Source organism: Microvirga lupini (genome assembly GCF_014191055.1).
GTDB classification, from domain to species: domain Bacteria; phylum Pseudomonadota; class Alphaproteobacteria; order Rhizobiales; family Beijerinckiaceae; genus Microvirga; species Microvirga lupini_A.
Genome location: NZ_JACHWB010000003.1, coordinates 302,017 through 324,105, shown reverse-complemented (window position 1 = coordinate 324,105; position 22,089 = coordinate 302,017). Strand labels below are relative to the sequence as shown.

The window sequence follows — 22,089 nt, the reverse complement described above, 5'->3', positions numbered from 1 at the left end:
ATGAGGAGAGCCCATTATGAAGACCTCCAACCTCTCCATCGTCCTGCTGACCATCGCAGCACCCGCTCTGGCCCAGGCACCGGCCGACCTCCAGCATCACCCGGGCGGCATTCCTGCGCCGGCCGCTCAATCCACGATCCCTGCCCAGTCCCAGACGTATTCTCAATCTGGCATGCCGATGCCCATGGGCCAGATGATGCATGGCGGGATGATGGGTGGCGCCGGCCGGGGCATGATGAGCCGGCTCTCCCCCGAGGACATGAGCGCTTTCGCGGACGCCCACATTGCCGCGCTCCATGCCGGGCTCAAGCTATCGACTGACCAAGAGAAGCTGTGGCCGCCTGTCGAGGTCGCGATGCGCGACCTCGCCCGCTTGCACCTCTCGCACATGCAGGCGATGCGCCAGACTCAGGGGATGATGGCGGACAACCCAGTCGGCCAGATCCGCGGCATGGCCGACCACATGAGCCAGGGAGCGGAGGCTATGCGGAAACTCGCGGACGCTGCGGCTCCGCTCTATGCGACATTCGACGAGGCGCAGAAACGACGGCTTCAGGTCCTCGTCCATATGGGTCGTCGTGGACTGATGGGCAGCATGATGCGCGGCCGGTCCGGCATCGATGATGACGGAGACACTCGCTGAACCCCAACCCGCGTGTTGCGCGGTCGGGCACAAAGGGGGGCTACCTGATCGCACGCAGTCGTTGAGGGTAGGTCCTGATGCTGAACCTAAGGGCCTGGAGCAGGCGAACGCCGCCGATGCCGAGCGCGGTCTCCTGTTTCAGGTGGCAGACGTCGTCGCCTTCGTACAGGTGCCCGGTGATCCTGCGATCCTAGACGAAATTCTTCAGGATGAGGAGAAGCTCAAGTCCCGATATACAACGTCCCGAGATGCAACGCGCCGGTGGCATCAACGTTGTGTCAGGCATTCTCGGAGGGCAAACCAGAGGCCCGGGCGGGCTAAATCATTGATTTAAAGGGTGGAGCGGGTGAAGGGAATCGAACCCTCGTATTCAGCTTGGAAGGCTGCTGCTCTACCATTGAGCTACACCCGCATGCCTTTCTGATTGGGTGGTGGGGGAAGTAGGACTCGAACCTACGAAGGCATAGCCAGCGGATTTACAGTCCGCCCCCTTTGCCGCTCGGGACATTCCCCCTTAGAACCCAACCCGAACGCACAACGCCGAGGCTGTTCTGCGGACCGCTTCGCCGAGGGCTCGGCGCTCCGTGGCGTTCTTATGGTGAGGTGGACGGCCGGTGTCAACCTCAAAGCGCACCGAAATCGGATGGTCGTGAATGGCGGTTCCCTGTGCTATGGCCATTAGACAACACGTGAGATCCAAAGACCATGAGCGAGCGCACCTTCCCCTCCCGCAAGCCCCGATTCCAGCGCCCCCATGGGAAGACCGGCCGCAGAGATCCGAAAGCTTGGCGGCCGAATTTCGAGATCGATACGACCATCCTCTATGGCTGGCATCCGGTTTTCGAAGCGTTGCAGAACGGCAAGCGTACGATTCGCCGTCTCCTGGCAACTGAGAACTCCGCACGCCGCCTCAGCGAGGAACTGAACGCCCCCTTGCCGATCGAACCCGAGATCGTCCGGCCGGACGAGATCAACCGCCTCCTTGAGCCGGACGCCGTTCACCAAGGCCTTTATGCGGAGGCGGATCCCCTGCCCTCGCCATCGGTCAACACCTTGAGCGGCAAGCGCGTCGTACTGGCCCTCGACCAGATCACCGATCCTCACAATGTCGGCGCCATCGTCCGCACAGCGGCGGCCTTCGACGTGGAAGCCATCATCACCACGGCCCGGCACAGCCCGGCCGCCACCGGGGTTCTGGCCAAGTCTGCTTCCGGCGGCCTCGAACATGTACCCTTCATGATCGTCCGCAACCTCGGCGATACGCTGAAGGCCCTCGGCGAGCGCGGCTACCAGCGAATCGGGCTCGATTCCTCGGGGGAGGCCAATCTGGACGAAGTGGAGATCCGCCTGCCGGTCGTCCTCGTGCTCGGCTCCGAAGGCAAGGGATTGAGGCAGAGAACACGGGAATGCTGTGACGTGATCGGACGCCTGGACATGCCGGGCGCGATCAAGAGCCTCAACGTCTCGAATGCGGCCGCGATCTCGCTTTTTGCTGTGGTCAAAGGCGCTTTCCGCAACGTCAATAAATGACCCTTTTCAAAGCTCCAAGCGATTGAATTTGCGGTCAAAAATTGGATAGCAAGCAACTTCTTAGACGGAAGTCGCAAATACCAATTGTGAATTGTGGAAAGAAAGGTCGGAGTTAGCCTCCCGTTCGATGGATTCTTGACTGCGCGGAGCAGTCACGATGCCTCGGCTGAAAAGCCCGGTACACGGGCTTGCGGCCCAGAACCCGGATCAGACCGGGCACATGAATGGAAGGGAACCCTATGGCAACAGCAGCAACGACGCCGCATTCGGCCGCCGCACCGCGGCCGATGACGCGGGAGGAGAGAAAGGTCATTCTGGCCTCCTCCCTCGGCACCGTCTTCGAATGGTACGATTTCTATCTTTACGGCTCTCTGGCCACGATCATCGGCGCGCAGTTCTTCTCCGCCTTCGACGTGACGACCCGTAACGTCTTCGCCCTTCTGGCCTTTGCGGCAGGCTTCCTGGTCCGTCCGTTCGGCGCCATCTTCTTCGGCCGCATCGGCGACTTGGTCGGCCGCAAGTACACCTTCCTGGTCACCATCCTGATCATGGGCTTCTCGACCTTCATGGTCGGCCTGCTCCCGAGCTACAATCAGATCGGCTGGGTTGCTCCGGTGGTCCTGATCGCGCTGCGCATGCTCCAGGGCTTGGCTCTCGGCGGTGAGTACGGCGGCGCTGCGGTCTATGTGGCCGAGCACGCGCCGGTGGGACGTCGCGGCTTCTACACCAGCTTCATCCAGATTACGGCGACCGTCGGTCTGCTCCTGTCCCTCGTCGTAATTCTCGTGCTGCGCACCTGGATGGGCGAGCAGGGCTTCCAGACGGGCGAAGGCTGGCCGATCGCCGGCTGGCGCATCCCGTTCCTGCTCTCCGTGGTGCTCCTTGCCATCTCGGTCTGGATTCGCCTCCAGATGCATGAATCGCCGGCCTTCAAGAAGATGAAGGAAGAAGGCACCCAGTCGAAGGCTCCCCTCAAGGAGGCTTTCGGCCAGTGGAGCAACGCTAAGATGGTGCTCATCGCCTTGATCGGTCTCGCGATCGGCCAAGCCGTGGTGTGGTACACGGGCCAGTTCTACGCCCTGTTCTTCATCCAGAGCATCCTCAAGGTAGACCTGCTCACCTCGAACGTGCTGATCGCCTGGTCGCTGATTCTCGGCACCGGCGGCTTCGTGTTCTTCGGTGCGCTGTCCGACAAGATCGGCCGCAAGCCGGTCATTCTCGGCGGCTGCCTGATTGCGGCAATCACCTACTTCCCGCTCTTCGGCGCTCTCACCAACGTCGTCAGCCCGAACCTGACCCAGGCTCTGGAGACGGCGAAGGTTCAGGTCGTTGCCGACCCGGCGACCTGCGGTTCGGTGTTCGATCCCGTCGGCATCCGCACCTTCACGGCTCCGTGCGACGTGGCCCGCGTGGCTCTCGCCCGCTCGGCCGTGAAGTACGAGCTCGTTCCGGCTGCCGCCGGCACCGCCCCGAAGGTCACCTTCAACGGCAAGGAAGTCGCCATCGCCCCGGCCATTCCGGCCAATATCACGGCCTTCACGGCTGCGGCGACGGAAGCGGGCTATCCGAAGGCCGGTGACCCGAGCATCCTGAAGGTGAGCGGCTTCTTCAACGCCCTCAGCAACGCTCAGGCGCTGAAGGCCATCGGCATCCTGACGATCCTCGTGATCTACGTCACGATGGTCTACGGCCCGATCGCGGCGGCCCTGGTGGAGTTCTTCCCCACCCGCATCCGCTACACCGCGATGTCCCTGCCCTACCACATCGCCAACGGCTGGTTCGGCGGTCTGCTGCCTCCCACCGCCTTCGCGATGGTGGCGGCCACCGGCGATATCTACTACGGCCTGTGGTACCCGATCGTGATTGCCCTGGTGACCTTCGTGGTCGGCCTCCTCTTCGTGCCGGAGACCAAGGACCGGGATATCATGACCTTCGAAGGCGTCGGCGCGAAGCGCTAAGCTTCCAGCGAGCCTCTATCAAACAGGAAAGCCCCGCCTTTCGGCGGGGCTTTTCATTGAGGAGAACCCAAACTGTGTCAGTAGCAGGTGGTCACACGGCGGACGATCCAACCCTCACCCTCGACGAACATGCGCTTGCGCGAGATGTCGCAATAGGCATCGCTGCCCGTGGTGGGCTGAACCGACGACGTGGTCTCCACATCCTTGGCAGAGACTGATGTGACCGTCTCCTTGGCGGGCTTTGCGGCCACGCCATGGCTCGCTGGCGCAGCTTCGGCTGCTCCACCTAAGCCTGCGCCCACAAAGATTGAGAGGATGGCGAGAACCTTGAGGACGCCTTGCGGCGAGACCCTCGACTGAACAGAAGCCCCTAAGGCCTTCATGGCACCAACTCCGTGATTGCTGTTTGGCTGACAATTCCAGAATTGGAGGTTGGTTTCGGTGTGCTGGAACACTTAATATTTCCATTTTCATGGAACTTGCGTCCGGCTGCGCGGGCTGCTACCTCAGCCCTGTGAAGTCGGCCGGTGTAGCACAGCGGTAGTGCAGCGGTTTTGTAAACCGAAGGTCGGGAGTTCGATCCTCTCCACCGGCACCACTCCCCTCTTAAATGATAGATGCTTCGAAACGCCCCGGCAGACTGCCGGAGCTTTGGGGTCATCGGTCAAGACGCTGCTTAGGCGTCACGGCCTGATGACCCGCTGCTGCCGCCGAAGCCTGGTCCTTTCGAGCGCCTCGCCGCCCGCCGAGGTAACCCGTCTTCCCATGGGGAACTTTACGGCGCCACGCCTACGCTGCCTCCCGCATTGGCTGGAGGCATTCATGGAGGCAATCCTGCTGAACGTGATGGGCTCGATGGCAGTGGCCTCTGCCGTTATCGCCGGCAAGATTGCCACGCGGCTGTCGCGAGAACTCTCTCGTACATGCGAGGCCTCCCCGGAGCACCCTGGGCCGGAGCGGCGCACAAACGATTAAACAGCATGCCGAAACCGCAGCGCTGCAGTTGAGAGCATCACCGTGAAGGGAAGGCCAAGCTTCTAGTGGATCTGCTCCTTGCCCCAGTTCTTGTGAGCGACCTCATCCGAAACCTTCTGCTCGGTTCGCGTCAATCTGCGGCGTCGGCTGCTGGCAACGGCCATGAAGATGCCGATCAGCAACGGGCCGCCGATGATCACCAATGCCCAGACCCAACCATCGGCTATATCCCACATCATCCTGCTCCTTAGGGAGGGCCGCCTGAGACGGCCCTTACTGTCGTTGCAGGGCTAACCGGAATGCAAACCCGTTGTTCCGCCCGTCAGACACGCATAGGCAAAGCCGGGTTCCGGGATTAGACAGGTGGGCGTTGGTAAACTCCCACCGTGCTGATCGGAATCCATGCTGATTGCCATTACAGATCCTGACGACCTGCAGATCGAAGCCTACAGAGTCGTCCGGGAGCGGGATCTTCTCGGGCGCCAGCACCGCTTCATCGCCGAGGGTGAGGTGGTCCTGAGGGTCCTGCTGCAGCAGCCCCGTTTCGAGGTCGAATCGCTTCTCTTGAGCGAAAGTCGGGTGGAGAGCCTGGGGGACCTCATCGGCCTTCTTTCCCCAGGGACTCCCGTCTACATCGCAAACCGGCAGGTGATGGATGCCATCGTCGGCTTCCCGATCCATCGGGGCATTCTGGCTGTCGCCAAGAGTCCTGTGCTGCCTCCGGTCGATGTCCTCCTGGCCAGTCTGCCGGAGGAAGCCCTGGTGGTCGGGATGATCGGCCTTGCCAACCACGACAATGTGGGCGGAATCTTCCGGAACGCGGCCGCCTTTGGGGTGAATGCGGTCCTGCTCGACCAGGAGACCTGCGATCCACTGTACCGCAAAGCGATCCGCGTCTCCGTCGGTGGCGCCTTGGTGGTGCCCTTTACACGAGCCCCCTCCGTCGATGCCTTGGTGCATGCGCTGACGGAAGCCTCCTTCGAAGTGATCGCCCTCTCCCCGTCCGGTGAGGAAACCCTCTCGAAGGTGCAGCCCTCCCGACGCACGGCCCTGCTCCTGGGAGCGGAGGGTCCCGGCCTACCGCAGGATCTCCTGGCACGAACCCGCACCGTGTCCATTCCGATGAGCGGCGGCTTCGATTCCCTGAATGTCGCCACCTCCAGCGGCATCGCCCTGCACCATCTCACTCAAGGCAATAACGGGTGAAACCTGCCCTGCTCGCTGACTTGTGAAAGGATGCGCCCTTGCATGGAAGCTGGGCCGTTCTAGGCTTTTGCTCTCATGCCCGGAGACGCCCATGACAATCACACGCCGCACTGTTCTTGCTAGCACCGCTCTTGCCGCCGCTCCCGTTGTTGGGCCGGCCCTGGCTCAGACCGCTCCTTCCGCGCCGGCTTCCGCCCAGGGCTCAGGCTCGGGCCAGGCGCCCGGCTTCTACCGCTACAAAGTTGGAGACATCGAAGTCACCGCAATCAATGACGGCTTCGCGCAGCGCCCTCTCGAGGGCTTCGTCCGCAATGCGGAGCTGTCCCAGGTGCAGCAGGCGATGCAGGAGGCTTTCCTGCCCGGCAACGCGCTGCCGATCACCTTCAACACGCTCGTGCTCAACAACGGCGGACGGTTGACCCTGATCGATACCGGCAATGGCGACATGGGAGCGCCGACCTCCGGCCGCTGGATGGCGAACTTCCGCGCCGCCGGCTTCGATCCGGCCCAGGTGAACACGGTGGTGATCAGCCACTTCCACGGCGACCACATCAACGGCCTGCGCCTGAAGGACGGCACCGCCGTCTTCCCGAACGCCGAAGTGATGGTTCCGGCCGCCGAGTGGGCCTTCTGGATGGACGAAGCCCGCATGAACCAGGCGCCGGAGGCCATGAAAGGCGCCTTCCAGGGCGTTCGCCGCGTCTTCGGCCCCATTGCCAATAACGTGAAGCGCTATGAGATGGACAAGGAGGTCGTGCCGGGCCTGACGGCCGTGGCTGCTCCCGGCCACACGCCCGGGCACACGGTGTACATGCTCTCTTCCGGCAGCGGCAAGCTGATGATCATGTCGGACACGACGAACCATCCGGCCCTGTTCGTGCGCAATCCCGACTGGTCGGCCGTGTTCGACATGGACGCGGACCAAGCCCGCGCCACCCGCCGCCGGCTGCTCGATATGGCCGCCTCCGAGCGGGCGCAGGTTGCCTTCTACCACGCTCCGTTCCCGGCCACGGGCCATATCGCCAAGGAGGGCAACGGCTTCCGCTTCGTGCCCGTCCAATGGAGCCCGGCCGTCTAAAGCGGCCCTCCGCCTGTTTCGGCCACAAGCCACTCCAGGGTGGCGGCATCTCCGCCGGTCGGCTCGATGAAGAGAACGACCGGCGTTTCATAGGGATGGCGCTCCTTCAGCGCCCGATGCACCTGATCCTGGAGGCCTTTGCGGGTCTTCAGGATGGCGACAGCTTCCTGTCCCTGCTCGATGGCGCCCTTCCAGGCATAAACGGAGCGCATCCCAGGCAGCACGTTGATGCAGGCGATCAGCCGATCGCGAACCAGCTCCTCCCCGATCGACAGCGCAATGTCCACATCGGGAAAGGTCGTATAGACGAGAAGTGGGCGATCCATGCTATGCCTTTCCTCCGCTTCCTCCTGGACGCCGCGAGGGTACCTGGGCATGGCCCGTCGTTTCAACAACATCGCATTCGTGGGCAGTGCCGCGCCCGATGCGCAGGACGCGCTGAAGGTCCTGCAGGATCGTTACCCGAGCGCCGCTCCCGAGGAGGCCGACGTCATCGTGGCCCTTGGCGGCGACGGCCTGATGCTGCAGAGCCTCCACCGGTTCATGGGCACGGCCAAGCCTATCTACGGCATGAACAAGGGCACCGTCGGCTTTCTGATGAACGACTTCCGGGAGGAAGACCTGTTCGACCGCCTTGAGGCTGCCGAACGGAGCGTGGTTCATCCGCTGCTGATGGTGGCCTGGGACGTGCACGGCGTGGCCCATACGGCGCGGGCCATCAACGAGGTCTCCATGCTGCGCCAGACCTATCAGGCGGGCAAGCTGCGGGTGAGCGTCGACAACCGGGTACGCATCCCCGAGCTCATCGCCGACGGCATCCTTGTGGCAACGCCTGCCGGCTCAACGGCTTACAACCTCTCCGTCGGCGGGCCGATTCTGCCGCTGAACGCCCCGTTGCTCGCTCTCACGCCGATTTCCGCCTTCCGTCCGCGGCGCTGGCGCGGCGCCCTGCTGCCGGACTACGCCAAGATCCAGATCGAGGTTCTTGAGGCCGGGAACCGGCCCGTGAGCGCGGTTGCCGACCACACCGAATTCCGCAACGTCTCCCGGGTGGATGTTTCGATGGATCGCAGCGTCGATCTCGTAATGCTGCACGATCCGGGCCACAGTCTCGACGAGCGCATCCTGCGGGAGCAGTTCGGCTATTGACTGCACCAGAAGGCACGGCCTTCAACGTGCCCAACGAGAATCAGAGGTTACGATCATGAGCGATGACAGCAGGCACCCCAGAGGAGGCCTCTACTTCGAGGATTTCACCGTCGGCACCACCATCCATCACCGCCTGACCCGGACGGTGACCCAGATGGACAACATGCTATTCTCCAACATGACGCTGAACCCGCAGCCACTCCATATCGATGCGCATTTCTGCGCCACAGAAACGGAATGGGGCAAGCCGCTCATGAACTCCCTGTTCACCCTCGGCCTGCTCATCGGCATCTCCGTCAACGATACGACGGTGGGCACCACCATCGCCAATCTCGGCATGACGGATGTGAAGTTCCCGGCTCCGCTGTTCGAAGGCGACACGATCAATGCGACGACGGAGATCGTGGCCAAGCGCGAGTCGAAGTCGCGTCCCGATGCGGGCATCGTGGAGTTCATTCATCGGGCCTACAAGCAGGACGGCACTCTGGTGGCCGAATGCCGTCGGCAGGCCTTCATGCGCAAGAGGAGTGCCTGATGCGCTCCCTGCTCTTCGTGCCGGGCGACAGCACCCGGAAGCTCGAGAAAGGCCTGACATCCGGAGCGGATGTCCTCCTCATCGATCTTGAGGACTCGGTGGCTCTTTCCGCCAAGGAGGAGGCGCGGCGCGTCACGGCGGAGTTTCTCGCTGAGCAAAGCACGGAAGCTGGGCGCCCACGCCTTTTCGTGCGCGTCAACGGATTGACCACAGGCCTCATCGATGCAGATCTCGACGGGGTGATGCAAGCTGGTCCGGACGGGATCGTACTGCCGAAGACGATTGGCGGCGCCGACGTAGCGCATCTCGGCGCCAAGCTCGCCGTGCGTGAGGCGGAGTTCGGCCTGGAGGATGGGGTCACCCGCATCCTAGCCATCGCGACGGAGAACGCAGCCGGCGTCTTTGCGCTCGGCACCTTCGCGGGCGCGAGCCACAGGCTCATGGGTCTCACCTGGGGCGGCGAGGATCTGTCGGCCGATCTCGGCGCCGAAACGAACCGCGATTCCGATGGCGGGTACACCGATCCTTACCGCCTTGCCCGCTCCCTCACGCTGCTGGGCGCCACGGCAGCCGGCGTCGATGCGGTGGACTCCGTCTTCACCAATTTCCGCGACATGACAGGCTTGGAAACGGAATGCCGCGAGGCACGGCGCGATGGCTTCGTGGCCAAAATGGCAATCCATCCGGCACAAGTGCCGGTCATCAACGAAGCCTTCACGCCCTCACAGGAAGCGATCGAACGTGCCCAAGCAGTGATCGAAGCCTTTAAGGCCAATCCCGGAGCCGGAGTTGTCGGCGTTAATGGCGAGATGCTGGATCGACCCCACCTGCTACGGGCAGAACGACTTCTAAGGCGTGCGGGCAAGCAGTAACAGGGCTCACGCGATTTTCCAGATAGTACACAGATTCGGTCTGTAAACTGCAAATAGCTGAAAGTTGATTATCAACTCAAGGCTATATTTCGGCAATTAACGTCGCTCCGCTTGCAGCACTCGAGAGCAAAACCGCTGTCAAACCAGCTGAAACAGCATCAATCCTCTTCATATAGACAGGCGACAACCAGCCCTATTTCCTATCGAAATGACTGGGACCTTGCTCCTCAGCTTCATGGATGACGGCTAGCGAGCGAAATGCTCTTGGCATTTCTAGAAGACGCCATGGGCAGCAGGCATAGGGGTTTCCGAATGTCCGATGCTCTTGTTGAGACCTTCAATGATGCGGCCACGTGGGATGAGATCTTGGCGGCCATCAAGAGCAACGCCGAGGAGCTTCTCGATACCGTTCATCTTGAGAAACTCGAGTACTTAGCGACTGAAGCAGACCGCGAGCAGGCGCTCGGTCTTGGCGTCAACGAGATCAAGACCCTGTTCGGGGATTTCACTTCCCTCCCGGAGATCAAGGCTATCGTCGAGCGGCAGATCGATGTGGAATATGCCAAGTGGGAGTTTGTCCTGGCCTTCGAAACAGCATCCTCCGAGGAGGAGATGCGGACTGGGCTTGAGCGGGTGCAATCCCTCCACGACGACCGTGAGATCGTGATTCATGAATGGTCCTCGAGCGATGATCCCACCGTCAGAGCACGGGCGGCCGAACTCGCAGCCGAGCCCTATACACTTGTTCTAAGGAAAATAGCCGTTCGCCTCGGCGATGGGGCCTACCTCGATGCTCTGGCGGCGGAGATGATGTTAGCTCACCAGGAGCGCGGACCATTCGACGATCTCGACATTCTTATTCAAGCTCTCGATGATGCCACTGATGTGCTCGGGTTCGAGAGCATCGTCATGGCTTTCAATGAAGCGCCAGATTGGGAGGCGATGCTCGCGGCGATTCAGAACAATGCATCGGCCCTGCTCGATTCAGACCGCCTCGCCAAGCTCAGTCAGCTCTTCGATGACGGCAGCTATGAGCAGGCTTTAGGGATTGGGGTGACTGAGATCAGGACGTTGTTCGGAAACTTTACCTCGCCGGGGCAGATCACGTCGGCCTTGGAAAAGCAGATCGACATCAGCCATGGGCAATTTGCAGCGCTCTCGGCGATTAACAGCTCACAGGATGCCAGCGCCATCGCGGAGGCATTGACCATCCACGTTGCACGCATCCATCAACACCGGCAGGAACTGATCGTTGGGTGGATCGCAAGTGGCAATCCGGATGCCGTTGCCCGTGCAAATGAGCTGGAGGGTGCCCCCTACACCACTGTCCTGAGAGAGGTGAGTTCGCATCTCAGCGATGAAGCCTATCTGGCGGAGCTGGCCGTTAGAATGCGGTCAGCACGACAGAATGGTGCATTCATAGACATCGATGCCCTGATCGCGGCGCTCGACCTCGCAGACAGGGCTATCGATGCACCCCACGATGCCGTCATTTCAGGCGTCCACTCTGGCACGGCGAGCGAGGATGACCTGCAGGGCACCGCTGGTCTTCTCACCATTGAGGACGGAGATTGGGGTGAGAATCGGTTCAAAGCTGTCGCAGAAAGCGAGCTTCAGAAGCAATACGGGACATTTACCTTTGACAGCATCACCGGCGAGTGGAGCTTCACGCTCAACAGCGCTGCGCAATTCCTCAAGGAGGACCAGCAGGCTCACCAGACGCTGATTGTCGAGTCTCTGGACGGCACTGCGGCTGCGACCATAACCGTTACCATTGTGGGACAGAATGATGCTCCCGAGGCTGCGGGATCGGGCAATAGCGCATCGGGCGTCGAAGATATTCGGATTACAGGACGGATCCCTCCTGGCACCGACATAGACGGAGATAACCTAACCTACACGCTGGTTCAGCCCGTCCAAGGATTGAAGCTTAATGACGATGGAACGTTCAGCTACCAGCCGGCGGTCAATTTCAACGGCACAGTGACGTTCCAGTATGAAGTGGTCGATCCCGCAGGTGCCAAGAGCCAGCCGAAGACGTTCACGATCACTGTCACTCCAGTCAACGACAGACCACATGACATCGTTCTATCGAACGCCGATGTGGAGGAGAATGCCACGGCCGGAGCGGTGGTCGGCGGGCTTACGGGATCCGATATCGACGATGACGTCCTTACCTTCTCCCTGTTGAACGATGCCGAGGGTCGCTTCGCCATCAGGGATGATCAGCTCGTGGTAAAGGACGGCGTCAGGCTCGACCATGAGCAGGCGACCGCACACGCGATCACTGTGCAGGTGAAGGATGAGGCCGGCGCCGCGTACCAGAAGACCTTTGTCATTCAGGTGAATGACGACACAAGCGAGAGAGCTATCGGTTCGTCCTCACGAGATCTGCTCAAGGGCGGCTCGGGCCGCGACAGGCTTTGGGGCGGGCTTGGCAACGATCAGTTGACCGGCGGGTCAGGTCAGGACATCTTCGTGTTCGACACCAAGCCCAACAGGAAGAACAATCTCGATAAGGTTGCCGATTTCTCTGTGAAGGACGACGCGATTTGGCTCGATAACAAGGTGTTCGCCAAGCTCGGCAAGGCCGGCTCGGAGGCTAAGCCGGCACAGCTGAAAAAGGACTTCTTCGTCATCGGCACCAAGGCCAAGGATAAGAACGACTACCTCATCTACGACCGAAAGAAGGGCGTACTCTCCTACGATGCCGATGGCTCGGGAAAGGTCAAGCAGGTGGAGATCGCCACCCTGTCCAAGAACATGAAAATGACCTACAAGGATTTCTTCGTCATTTAGCGCCTGAAACGCCCTCAGTTGAGCTCTGGCGGATCGGAGAGGCGGGATAGCAAACTGACCAATTGCGCCTGATGACGCGTGCTCGTCTTGGCGAAGATCGATTTGAGATGATACCGGACGGTATCGGCTCCAATCCCGTGCTGGCTCGCGATCTGCTGTGTATCCAAACCTTTTGCAAGTCCAGTGGAGATCCGAAGCTCTGAGGGCGTCAGCTGGAACATCTTCTGAATGGTCTTGGTATCAAGTCCTCGCTCCTCCCCCGGATCGCTGAGCAGCAGGAGGCCAGCAGCGCCTTGGAACACGTCCGATGCTCGACGAACGATCGGATGTGCATGAACAACCAGAGGGAGCTCACTCGATCGATGAAGCAGAGCGGATGTCACCGAATCCCGGTGCCGCTCGATCAGTGGCTGGGTGCAAGCCTCTATGAGATCCTGCAAAACCTTGTTGTTCTCCCGCTGCTGGGATCGAAGGCGCGATGAGATCACCTGAAGATCGCTCCCGATGTAACTCTCGGCCTTCCTGTTCATGCGGATGACGCGGCCCAACCAATCGATCAGGATCGCCCCGCAGGTCATCCGCTCAAGGCTGTCGACCAATCCCTCAGCATAGGACATACGGGCTTTCGAGGCCAGGCGGGCGGCTCTTTTCACGTGCGGCAGGTCCCGCTGGATACGGGACAGATCGCCCGACAGGAACGGGTCCCTGCCGGCTTTGCGATGAATAGAGAGCGTAATCTGAGACGCGCCCATATCGGTCAGCAGAGCGCCCGCGAACCATTGGAAGCCTGTCGCCCCTATAAAGTCATGATAGAACGGAAGCTGGCCCAACTCGTCCGGTGTGAAGAGATCGAGATCGGTAGCGATTTCGTTGCCCTTACGCACGAAGGCGAGACCACGCACGGCCCGGATATCGCGCTTGTACCATCCTTCACTGACAAAGCGCGTGCAAAACTCCTCCATACGATCGGAGTTGAGATATCCGCTCAGGCAATCAGGATATGAGGACACGACGACGCCATCCGCGTTCCAGGCCTCGCCAGCCCGGTTCAGCGCCTCCTTCCACAACTCTGGAACGATGGCAGCCTCATAGAAAGCTTCTGTTACCGGCATTGTGGATAACTCGACACTCAGCAAACCACAGATCAGCGCGAAAAGTCTTTTTTAAATGTCTGCCGCCAAAAGATGCTGCCGCATCCTCTGGGGTTTGAGCCCTTATCACGCTGGATGCCCTTACAAGCCCCCCCCCCAAACAGGTAGGCAACTTCTCCGAGGCACTCTCCATTTACGTAGTTTTTGGAACGTTATCAACTCCCCATCTGGGTAATGAGCGACTCCCCCGCCGTATGCTTTTTAACGTAACGAAACCACACATCGCCCTCTCCCCGCGTGGTTGGAAGCGGCAGGGCAGACACAGAAGTCAAGAAATCGAAGCTGTTCAATAGGATAGCTGACGCACGGCGAGTTGGCTCACCTGATCCGGTGAGCAATTGGGGGAATTTTTATGTCTGAAACCATTATTTCGGCGTTTAACGACGCGACGACTGCAGACGAAATGCTGGCAGCCATCAAGGCGCATTACGTGGCTGTACTGGATGATGCGAGCAAAGATGAATTCGAGTTCATCCCGGACGGCTCCGGCCGCCAGAAGGCCGTTGCCGATGGCGTTCTCGAGATCAAGCAGTTCTTTGGCGCTTTCACGGAAGAGACGCTCGCAGCAGCCCTCGATCATCAGGTCAGCGTCGAGTACAACAAGTACGTTTTGATTCAGGACGTTGATGCAGCTCGGACTGCAGATGACGTTGCTGCCGCCCTGGCGGAACATGTCGCCATTGTTAACCAGCAGCGTCAGGCTCTGATTGCGGAATGGGGTGCCATCACGGGCAATGAAGCTGTCGCAAACCGTGTCGCGGAGCTCAAGGCCGACCAGTATACCATCGTTCTGAAGGTACTGGCTGAACGGCTGGACGATGCTGACGGAGCCGAGTTCCTAGCTGAGCTGGGCACCCAATTCACAACGACTCGCGCCGATGGTCACATCTATGGTGTCTATGGCCTCGTTGATGCTCTGGACAAGGCCGCTGACGCCATCGATCCGGTCTACGCGTTCAATAGTGCCACAACTGCATCCGAGATTCTCGCTGCCATTGCCACGCATGCTGCTTACCTGCTGGATGATAACAGCCAGGCCGAGTATGCCTATATTCCGAGCTCGTCGGGCCGCCAGACGGCTGTTGCCGACGGCATCCTTGAAATCAAGAAGTTCTTCGGCGAATTCGCTTCGGAAACGGACCTCATCAAGGCTGTCGATCATCAAGTCAGCGTTGAGTACAACAAGCAGGTCTTCATCGACGACATCAACGCCGCCCGGGGCGAGAACGCTGCCGCAGACCTCGCAGAGATCCTGCTGGCACAGGTTGACACCCTCACCGGCCAGCGCCAGACGCTGATCGCAGAGTGGGGTGCTGTCCAGGACAACGCACCGCTTGCCGCTCGCGTTGCCGAGCTGAAAGCTGATCCTTACACGATCATCTTGAAGGCGCTTGATGCGCGTCTTGACGATGCGGACGCTGCTGCCTTCATCGCCGAGTTGACTGCCAAGTTCGTCACGGACCGTGGCGATGCCAGCTACTTTGGCGTTTGGACCCTCCTCAACGAGCTGGACAAAGCCGGCGATGCCGTCGATCCGGTCTATGCGTTCAATAGCGCAGCGACCACCGACGATATGGTGACAGCCATCAAGGCGAACTATGTCGCCTTGCTCGATGACGCCAGGGAAGACGAGTTCGAGTTCATTCCGGATGGTTCAGGCCGTCAAAAGGCCGTCGCGAACGGCGTTCTCGAGATCAAAAAGTACTTTGGCGAGTTCGCTTCGGAAGCGGACCTCATTGAGGCTCTCGATCACCAGGTCAGCGTCGAATACAACAAGTATGTTTTCATCCAGGCGATTGACAATGCGGACGACGCGGCCGGCATCGCCGAAGCGCTTGTTGATTACGTCGAGATTCTGAACGAGCAGCGTCAGGCTCTGATCGCCGAATGGGGTGCCGTCACGGGCAATGCTCCTCTTGCAGCCCGTGTCGCGGAGCTCAGGGCCGACACCTACACGAAAGCCCTGAAGGCTGTCGCCGACCGCCTTGCAAACGAGGATTTCGTGGCAGAACTGGCTGAGAGCCTGTTCGAAGCCCGTGGGGACGGCAGGTTCAACAGCGTCGTCACCATTACCAACCTCATGGCTGATGGTGTCGAAGCGATCAATGTCGATCCTACCGCCCCTGGCAGCAAGACCATCACCATCAACGAGGACACCTCGGCGACGGCAGTGGATATTGGAGCCGAAGATCTGGACGGTGATGACCTGACCTACTCGGTCAAGGACAACGCCAAGCCGCAAAAGGGCACTGTGACCTTCGACCAGGCAAACGGCACGTTCACCTATAAGCCGGCTGCCAACGTGAACGGCGCCGATACGTTCACCATCGTCGTCTCCGACGGCCATGGCGGGACTGTCGAGCAGAAGGTTACCGTCAACATCAACCCCGTCAACGACACGCCGTGGAACATCGACCTGTCGGGCAACCAGATCGTCGAGAATTCGAAAGCTGGGACGGAAGTCGGCAAGCTCACGGGCTCGGATTATGACGGTGACGCTCTGACCTTCACTTTGCTCGACAGTGCAGGTGGCCGCTTTGTTATCGATGAGAATGGTTCGCTCCGTGTCGCGAATGACTATGCTCTCGACTTCGAAAAGGCCACATCCCACACCGTCAAGGTTCAGGTGAAGGACACGGCAGGCACCACCTACGAAGAAAGCTTCACTGTTGGCGTGACGGACGACACGAGCGAGAACGTCACTGGCACGGCCACAGCTGACGTGCTCAAGGGCGGCGCTGGCAAAGACGTGTTCAACGGCGGCCTCGGCAACGACAAACTTGCCGGCGGCCTCGGCAATGACACGCTGACAGGCGGCAAAGGCCGAGACATCTTCGTCTTCGACTCGAAGCTTGGTACGTCGACCACGGATCGCAAGGTCAACTTCGACACCATCAAGGACTTCTCGGTCAAGGACGACAGCATCTATCTCGACAATGCCATCTTCAAGAAGTTGGGATCGGGCACAGAGGCCAAGCCGAAGCAGCTAAGCAAGTCCTTCTTCACGATTGGCGACAAGGCCAAGGATAAGAACGACTACGTCATCTACAATAATAAGACAGGCGTTCTGTCCTACGATGCCGATGGTTCCGGTAAGGGCAAGGCGATCGAGATCGCTCAGCTCTCTAAGAAGCTCGCCATGACCTACAAGGACTTCTTCGTCATCTAATGCTGATGACGATCAAAGCCTGAAAAATGAAGCGGCCCGCGATGAGAAATCATCGCGGGCCGCTTTTTTTGGCGCTGGTTCAAATTGCGCGAGGTCTGAAGCCTATGATCTGGCCTCTCAACCTCCAGGCCGCGTGATCGAGAACTTGGTCTCGGGGGTCGCCACGAAGTAGTCGCGGTAGCCGGAGCGGGCGATGGGGCGCATGGCGGCCGTGTCGACGAGACCGTCCACGATGTAGCGGTCATCGATGTGGATCCCCACCACCTGGCCGATGACGAGGTAATAGGACGGGTCGCCGCCGCCCAGGGGATTGAGCGGCACTGTCTGGAGCCACCTGCATTCGAGCGCGGCCGGAGCCTCGGCGACCCGGGGCGGCTTCACCAATCGGGATGGCGCGGCCTTGAGGCCCGCATGCTCCATCTCGCTTTCGCCCCGCGGCAAAACCGCCGAGGTGAGGTTCATCTTCTCCCGCAGGTCGTAGGTGGCCAGGCTGCAGACGAACTCGCCCGTCTCCTCGATGAATGTGAGCGCATCCTTCTTGCCTGCCGAGGAGAAGGCCACCATGGGCGGCCGCTCGGACACGGCGTTGAAGAACGAATAGGGCGAGAGGTTCACCTCCCCTTTGGCGCTCATGGCGCTGATCCAGCCGATAGGCCGGGGCGTGACGATGGCCTTGAACGGATCGTGCGGCAGGCCATGGGCGTTGGTGGCGGTTTCGTAGAACATTGGATTAGAACCGCGTCACAATGTCATCGAAGCTGGGCCGGTCCCGGTCGCCCGGCGTCTCCTTGGCCGTGCCGATATGGATGAATCCGGCGATCCGCTCTTCCGGCGTCAACTTCAGCGCATCGAGCACCCGCCGGTCGAAGGCGGCCCAGCCGGTCAGCCAGGAGGCGCCGTAGCCGAGCAAGGTTGCGCCGGTGAGCAGGTTCATGCAGACGGCGCCTGCCGAGAGAACCTGCTCCCAGTCCGGGATCTTCACGTGCGGCACGACGCGGGATACCACCGCGACCACCAGCGGCGCTTGTGCGAAGCGCTCCCGCTCGGTGACGATCTTGTCCTCCCCGGCCTCGGGGTTGTCCGCCTGGAAGGCGGTCGCCAACACCTCGCCGAGGCGCTGACGGGCCTCGCCCTGGATGAGGATGAAGCGCCAGGGAACCAGCTTGCCATGGTCAGGCACCCGGGAAGCCACCTTCAGGAGGGTCTCGATTTCCAACTCGCTCGGCCCCGGTTCGCCCAGCCAGCGGGTTGGGACGGAGCGGCGCTGCAGAAGGCGGGAAAGGCTATCATTCATGGGCTCTTCATCCAGCTTGGATAATGTGGAACAATGAAGGTGGATGTTCTTGAAGGCTGCGAGCTGACGCAGGCTGAACGCCTGCCATCGTCTCGCCGTCTTGCTGCGCTTGAGGGAGCGCGGGCGTCCCATGGGCGGGCCGCTGCCACAGAAGAAACAGCAGCGGATGTATAGGGGGAGTGCGGTCAGACGCCAAGCAGGTTTCAACCCTGGCGGACCCGGCAGCCTGCAAGAGCAGGCTCAGGGAGCGCTGGAGGACGAGGCGAGCCGGCAGGACGCCGCTTGAAAGCAATGCAGACATCCTTTTTCGGACCTCATCATCCCGCTCCCCCCGCCATCTGGTCAAGGCGTGAGACGCTTATCGCCTTCGGGCTCATCCTGGCTGCCTGGGCGATGGCGGTCTCAATCTGGCCCCTGACTGGGACAGTCGTTCCCTGGGACTCCAAAAACCAGTTCTACCCGACCCTGCGCTATCTGGGCACCGCCTTGGCTCACGGGGAGCTTCCCCTCTGGAACCCCTACCATTTCGGCGGCCACCCCTCGGCGGCGGACCCCCAGTCCCTGCTCTTCACGCCCACCATGCTGTTGTTCGGATGGCTCGTGCCCGAACCCTCCATGCAGCTCTTCGATGTGGTGGTTTTCGCCCATTTCCTCCCCGGCGCCCTCGCCTTCGTGCCGATCTTCCGCCGGCGCGGATGGCACTCGGCCGGCGCCGTGGTGGCCGCACTCGTCTTCATGCTTGGCGGCTCCGCCACCGCGCGTCTCCAGCATACGGGCATGATCTTCAGCTACGGCTTCTTCCCCCTGGCCTTCTGGCTCCTGGAGGAGGCGCTCGACCGCCGCTCCTACCGCTATGGCGTTCTGTTCGCCCTGAGCGCGGTCCTCATGGTCATCGGACGGGACCAGGTGGCTTTCCTGTGTGCCCTGACTCTGATTGCAGTCGCCGTTCACCGCGTCTGGAGCGCCCCCCACTCCCTCACCTATCTCAAGTCCCGCCTGGGGATTCTGATCTCCATGGGTGCGATTGGCGCCGCCCTGATGTCTGTGCCTGTCATCCTGACGATGCAGTTCCTCGCCACCTCGACGCGCCCGTCCTTTGGATTCGGCGTGGCCGCCATGGGGTCTCTGCCGCCGGAAAGCCTGGCCACGGTGCTCTTCGGCAATGTCTTTGGCTCCCTGCGCTGGACCTATGATTATTGGGGCCCTGATTGGCACAGTCTCGCGGAAGGGACCTGGACCGACCGGGCCACGAACTATCTGTTCATCGGCACGATCCCGGCCCTCCTGCTGATCTGGCACGGCATCGCCGGCGGGCGCCTGTTCGCCCGCGAGTTCCGGTTCTTCCTCGTGACCGGCATCGCCGCCCTGCTCTACGCTCTCGGACGCTACACCCCAGGCTTCGAGGTCATCTTCGACCACATGCCGGGCGTGAACCTCTACCGCAGGCCGGCGGATGCCACCTTCCTCATCAACATCGCCCTAGCGTTCGCCGGCGGATATCTCGTGCACCGGTATGTGGTGGAAGGGCTCCCGCGCTGGAACCGGGCCTCCCTTGGCCGCTTCTGGGCCTTCCTTCCGGTGCTCGCGCTAGGGCTTGTGATCGCAGCCATTGCCAGCGCCCTGTCCTTCGCGTTCAAGGGCGGGCATGTCTCCCCGGCTCTCCTCGAGGTCGGCGTGAGCCTCGCGGCAGCGGCTGTTGCGGTTCTGGTTATTGCAAAGGTGGGCGGCGCTCCCCGCTGGCGTGGGGCCATGGCACTCGTGCTGGTCACATTGACAGGCGCGGAGCTGATTGGACGCCATGCGGCCTCGGCCCTCAATGCGGAGCCGGCCGAGCGCTACACCGTCTTCACCAAGCTGCCACCCGAGCAGCTGCAAGGCCTCCAGATCCTCAAGCGCGAACTCGCCGAGCGGAATGCCCGTGGAGAGTATCCCCGAGTCGAGATCCTCGGCCTGAAGGGAGCTTGGCAGAATGCCTCCATGGTGCTTGGGATCGAGGACATCATCGGCTACAACCCGCTGCGCCTCGCCGATTATGAGCGGGCCATCGGACCGGGAGAGAACGCGGAGGATCCGAACCTGCGCCAATTCCCGACCAGCTTCCGCGGCTATGAGTGCGAACTCGCGAGCCTGCTCGGCCTCGACTACATCGTTCTCGACCGTCCGGCCGACAAGCTGCCGCGGCACTTCCCGCGTCTGACCGATGCCGAGGTCGTCTATGGCACCGGGCGGATGTGGATCTACCGTCTGAACGCCTCCGGGCCCCGCGCCTATGTGGCGCACCATGTGAGCCCCGTTGATTCCGAGGCTGTGCTCGGCGAGGAGGAACTGCCGGAGTTCAACCGCGAGACGGAGGCCCTCATCGACTATGAGAGCCTGCCCCTCCTCAAGGCCCGATACTCCCCGGCCGGATCGAAGCCGGAGCAGGCCAAGGGCCAAGCCCGCATCGTCAGCTACCAGCGGAACTCGGTCACGATCGAGGTCGAAAGCAGCGCGAACGGCGTGCTGGTGCTGCACGACATCCACTATCCGGGCTGGGAGGCCTGGGTGGATGGCGAGCGCCGCCCGATCCTGCGGACCAATCTCCTGTTCCGCGGGGTCGAGATCGGTCCCGGGCGGCACCGGGTCGAATTCCATTTCCGCCCCATGTCCCTGGAAAATCTTGTTGCAGCCGCCTCCGATATCGTGAAGAGCGAGGAGGAACCGATTCAAACGGCCATTGCCTCTCCGCTCCGGTAACGGGCGAATTTTTGAACAATGCTCCTTTTCGTGAACTTACGCTCTCCCTTCCTCAGCCTCCTGGCTCTCGCGGCTGCATTCCCGGCTTCGGCCCAGTCTCCGGCCGTGCCGTCCATGTCACAGAACCAGCCTCCGATTTCCATCGGACAGGTGACGGTGAATGCCGGGGCGACCTTTGCCGGAAGCAACGAGCTGATCCGCTCGGGGCTTGTGTGGAGGATCTACGAGGATCGCGGGGACGCCTCGCAGCCAGTGATCGTCGCCCGCTCCACGAGCCCTGCGCCAAGCTTCACGCTCTCGCCCGGCAACTACATCATCAACGTAGCCTATGGCTTTGCCAGCGCCTCGAAGCGCATCAGCGTGCAGCGCGGCAATCTGAACGAACGCCTCGCGATCAATGCCGGCGCCCTTCAGCTCAAAGGCGCGGTCAGTGGGAGCCCCATTCCGGCCAACCGTCTCACCTTCTCGGTCTATGTGCCGGAAGCGCAGAATTCGGAAGGCCGCCTCGTGATCGCCGACGCCAAGGCGAACGACATGATCCGCCTGCCCGAGGGCACTTACCACATCGTCTCCACCTACGGCGATGCCAACGCCATTATGCGCAGCGACCTGAAGGTGGAATCCGGTCGCGTCACCGAGGCAACCCTGAACCACCGCGCCGCCACCGTGACCATGAAGCTGGTCGCATCCGAGGGTGGCGAAGCCTTCGCCGGTACGGCTTTCAGCGTGCTGACCCCCGGCGGCGACGTGATCCGCGAGGCCATCGGGGCGTTCCCGTCCGTGACGCTGGCCGAGGGCGAATATGTCCTGATCGCCCGCCATGAGGGCAAGGTCTACACCCGCGAGTTCAAGATCGAGAGCGGGCTCGACCGCGATATCGAGGTTCTCGCCAAGCCCTGATGCTCCTGAACCTTTCCGGCTTCGCGGCATTGACCGAACACCAATGACAGGTCGCGCCGCGCATGAGCCCGCACTCCCAAGGCGTGACCTTGCA

General features: G+C 61.3%; 18 protein-coding genes and 3 tRNA genes. 13 read left to right on the top strand and 8 right to left on the bottom strand.

The genetic code is table 11. The features are described from left to right. Window positions 1–16 precede the first annotated feature (16 nt). Window positions 17–643: a Spy/CpxP family protein refolding chaperone gene (locus FHR70_RS13100; RefSeq protein ID WP_183450828.1), complete on the top strand. Its 627-nt coding sequence runs from the start codon at window positions 17–19 to the stop codon at window positions 641–643. Window positions 644–981: 338 nt separating this feature from the next. On the opposite strand, the gene FHR70_RS13095 is transcribed toward FHR70_RS13100, so the two are convergent. Both FHR70_RS13095 and FHR70_RS13090 read right to left on the bottom strand, forming a co-directional pair. Next, window positions 982–1,055, bottom strand: a tRNA-Gly gene (locus FHR70_RS13095). 17 nt (window positions 1,056–1,072) lie between these two features. Continuing rightward, window positions 1,073–1,157 (bottom strand) — tRNA-Tyr (locus FHR70_RS13090). 191 nt (window positions 1,158–1,348) lie between these two features. On the opposite strand from FHR70_RS13090, the gene FHR70_RS13085 reads away from it, so the two are divergent. Together FHR70_RS13085 and FHR70_RS13080 are read left to right on the top strand one after the other, a co-directional pair. Beyond that, a complete protein-coding gene (locus FHR70_RS13085) occupies window positions 1,349–2,173 on the top strand; it encodes a TrmH family RNA methyltransferase (RefSeq protein WP_183450826.1) in 825 nt (274 codons plus the stop codon). Between the two features lie 239 nt (window positions 2,174–2,412). Continuing rightward, entirely contained in the window at window positions 2,413–4,131 is a 1,719-nt protein-coding gene (locus tag FHR70_RS13080) for an MFS transporter (protein WP_183450824.1), read from the top strand. Between the two features lie 77 nt (window positions 4,132–4,208). On the opposite strand, the gene FHR70_RS13075 is transcribed toward FHR70_RS13080, so the two are convergent. After that, entirely contained in the window at window positions 4,209–4,514 is a 306-nt protein-coding gene (locus tag FHR70_RS13075; RefSeq protein WP_183450822.1) for a hypothetical protein, read from the bottom strand. A 140-nt stretch (window positions 4,515–4,654) separates the two neighbouring features. On the opposite strand from FHR70_RS13075, the gene FHR70_RS13070 reads away from it, so the two are divergent. Then, window positions 4,655–4,729 (top strand) — tRNA-Thr (locus tag FHR70_RS13070). A 439-nt stretch (window positions 4,730–5,168) separates the two neighbouring features. Here the strand turns inward: FHR70_RS13070 and FHR70_RS13065 are convergent. Continuing rightward, complete coding sequence (locus FHR70_RS13065) at window positions 5,169–5,342, bottom strand: hypothetical protein (RefSeq protein ID WP_210277606.1); 174 nt, start codon at window positions 5,340–5,342, stop codon at window positions 5,169–5,171. 166 nt (window positions 5,343–5,508) lie between these two features. Here FHR70_RS13065 and FHR70_RS13060 point away from each other — a divergent pair, with 166 nt between their 5' ends. Then, window positions 5,509–6,312, top strand: a complete 804-nt coding sequence (locus FHR70_RS13060) for a TrmH family RNA methyltransferase (protein ID WP_183450818.1) — start codon at window positions 5,509–5,511, stop codon at window positions 6,310–6,312. Window positions 6,313–6,403: 91 nt separating this feature from the next. Next, a complete protein-coding gene (locus tag FHR70_RS13055) occupies window positions 6,404–7,390 on the top strand; it encodes an MBL fold metallo-hydrolase (protein ID WP_183450816.1) in 987 nt (328 codons plus the stop codon). On the opposite strand, the gene cutA is transcribed toward FHR70_RS13055, so the two are convergent. Further along, window positions 7,387–7,716, bottom strand: coding sequence for a divalent-cation tolerance protein CutA (gene cutA / locus FHR70_RS13050; protein WP_183450813.1), 330 nt, complete (start codon window positions 7,714–7,716; stop codon window positions 7,387–7,389). The two genes, FHR70_RS13055 and cutA, sit on opposite strands and share 4 nt — an antisense overlap. A gap of 49 nt (window positions 7,717–7,765) precedes the next feature. Here cutA and FHR70_RS13045 point away from each other — a divergent pair, with 49 nt between their 5' ends. The 4 genes from FHR70_RS13045 (at window position 7,766) to FHR70_RS13030 (ending at window position 12,745) form a co-directional block, all read left to right on the top strand. Then, window positions 7,766–8,539: an NAD kinase gene (locus FHR70_RS13045; protein WP_183450811.1), complete on the top strand. Its 774-nt coding sequence runs from the start codon at window positions 7,766–7,768 to the stop codon at window positions 8,537–8,539. Window positions 8,540–8,594: 55 nt separating this feature from the next. Next, window positions 8,595–9,074 carry a MaoC family dehydratase gene (locus FHR70_RS13040; protein ID WP_183450809.1) on the top strand — a complete coding sequence of 160 codons (480 nt, stop codon included), beginning with the start codon at window positions 8,595–8,597 and terminating at the stop codon, window positions 9,072–9,074. Beyond that, window positions 9,074–9,946 carry an HpcH/HpaI aldolase/citrate lyase family protein gene (locus tag FHR70_RS13035; RefSeq protein WP_183450807.1) on the top strand — a complete coding sequence of 291 codons (873 nt, stop codon included), beginning with the start codon at window positions 9,074–9,076 and terminating at the stop codon, window positions 9,944–9,946. Before FHR70_RS13040 ends, FHR70_RS13035 begins: the two co-directional genes overlap by 1 nt. A 312-nt stretch (window positions 9,947–10,258) precedes the next feature. Beyond that, window positions 10,259–12,745 (top strand): Ig-like domain-containing protein, encoded by a 2,487-nt coding sequence (locus tag FHR70_RS13030; RefSeq protein WP_183450805.1) that lies wholly within the window; start codon window positions 10,259–10,261, stop codon window positions 12,743–12,745. 14 nt (window positions 12,746–12,759) lie between these two features. On the opposite strand, the gene FHR70_RS13025 is transcribed toward FHR70_RS13030, so the two are convergent. Next, entirely contained in the window at window positions 12,760–13,857 is a 1,098-nt protein-coding gene (locus FHR70_RS13025) for a helix-turn-helix transcriptional regulator (protein WP_183450803.1), read from the bottom strand. Window positions 13,858–14,248: 391 nt separating this feature from the next. Here FHR70_RS13025 and FHR70_RS24335 point away from each other — a divergent pair, with 391 nt between their 5' ends. Next, on the top strand, window positions 14,249–17,065 hold the full coding sequence (locus tag FHR70_RS24335; RefSeq protein WP_183450801.1) for an Ig-like domain-containing protein: 2,817 nt from the start codon (window positions 14,249–14,251) through the stop codon (window positions 17,063–17,065). A 117-nt stretch (window positions 17,066–17,182) separates the two neighbouring features. On the opposite strand, the gene FHR70_RS13015 is transcribed toward FHR70_RS24335, so the two are convergent. Then, a complete protein-coding gene (locus FHR70_RS13015) occupies window positions 17,183–17,791 on the bottom strand; it encodes a flavin reductase family protein (protein ID WP_183450799.1) in 609 nt (202 codons plus the stop codon). 4 nt (window positions 17,792–17,795) lie between these two features. Next, a complete protein-coding gene (locus FHR70_RS13010) occupies window positions 17,796–18,359 on the bottom strand; it encodes a nitroreductase family protein (RefSeq protein ID WP_183450797.1) in 564 nt (187 codons plus the stop codon). A 291-nt stretch (window positions 18,360–18,650) separates the two neighbouring features. Between FHR70_RS13010 and FHR70_RS13005 the strand changes: the two genes are divergently transcribed. Then, the gene (locus FHR70_RS13005) at window positions 18,651–21,095 is read left to right on the top strand and encodes a YfhO family protein (RefSeq protein WP_183450787.1); all 2,445 of its coding nucleotides are present in this window, start codon (window positions 18,651–18,653) and stop codon (window positions 21,093–21,095) included. A gap of 30 nt (window positions 21,096–21,125) precedes the next feature. Next, entirely contained in the window at window positions 21,126–21,995 is an 870-nt protein-coding gene (locus FHR70_RS13000; protein ID WP_343058801.1) for a hypothetical protein, read from the top strand. Window positions 21,996–22,089: the final 94 nt, after the last annotated feature.